This is a genomic window from Flavobacterium sp. FPG59 (assembly GCF_002150205.1).
Taxonomy (GTDB): domain Bacteria; phylum Bacteroidota; class Bacteroidia; order Flavobacteriales; family Flavobacteriaceae; genus Flavobacterium.
The window spans coordinates 1-1,065 of sequence record NZ_MTCA01000401.1 but is presented as its reverse complement, the minus strand read 5'-3'; the positions used below and the strand labels follow the sequence as shown (position 1 = coordinate 1,065).

1 protein-coding gene is annotated in these 1,065 nt (G+C 34.7%); it reads right to left on the bottom strand.

Annotated elements, in window-relative coordinates; all coding sequences use genetic code 11:
- Positions 1-800: 800 nt before the first annotated feature.
- Positions 801-1,065 (bottom strand): hypothetical protein (locus FPG59_RS16840; protein ID WP_176330789.1); only part of this gene is annotated, 265 nt, incomplete at its 5' end.

The following is a 1,065-nucleotide window of genomic DNA, read 5'->3' as shown; positions in this document are numbered from 1 at the left end:
TAAACACCAAACTCTCTTACGTGTTCTTCTTTTTGACCAATAGCTACAAAATGGCTTCTGCTTCCGATGTCTATTCCTGCAGCTTTTGGGTTGACAATGTCCATCGAAATTTGATTTTGTTCTTTCATTTTAAAACTTTTTTAGGGTTAATAAAATGCTCAAAGAGGAAGCTCTTTCGGATAAATAGAATATTCTAATCGGGGTTCTCGTTTTAAGACGAGACCACCACTGGGGGCATCACACGCTTCCCAACCAGAATGACGCACGTGCTATTACGCAACAGTTTTTAATCGGCCTTGCATTGAGCATCGCTAATTTAAGAATTTTTACGCAACGATCGTTAGCTTACGGGGTCAGGGCGGGAGTCTAGGGGGAATTACCGCTAACGTTCCCGCGCTAAAAGCAGTTTGGGACTAAATTAAGCCCATTATTCGGATTTGCCAAATCTTCCTGACACAAAACCAATTTCAAATTAAGCCTAATACCCAAATTGCTTGTAGCGTGTGTTGAACTAAACCTACGGTAGCTTGCGAGCCTTAAAATAAATTCCTTTCAAAAACAACCATTAAAAACAAATTCAAAAACTATTTTTTGTATTTTTGCAATAGAATAAGGACGTTTCTATTTATATTACTTAATTGATTTTCAATACATTGTCGATAATTCCATAATAGAAATAGAAACACTTCTCAAATAGCCTTATTTACACTTTTCGATAACTCCATATTACAAGATAATTGCCGGTTCCGTTCAACACGAGTTTCATTGTTCGTGCTTCGCACGCAACGAAACTCTAGCTGTTAGCGGATGTGCTTGTATTTTCGATAAATTATGAATACTAAAGAAAAAACCACAACTCCAATTCCTACAAATATTAAATACATTAGTTTTTTTCTTTCAGATTCGGCTTTGTATATTTTCTGCTTTTCTAATTTTTCTTTTTTGTCCTTAATCACTTGAGCTTTTTGAACGCTAATTAATTTTTTTAATGAGGTTTGTAAATCACTAACATTTTTAAATCTTTCTTCAAATATTTTACTCGAATATCCATATTCTTTTGCTCTC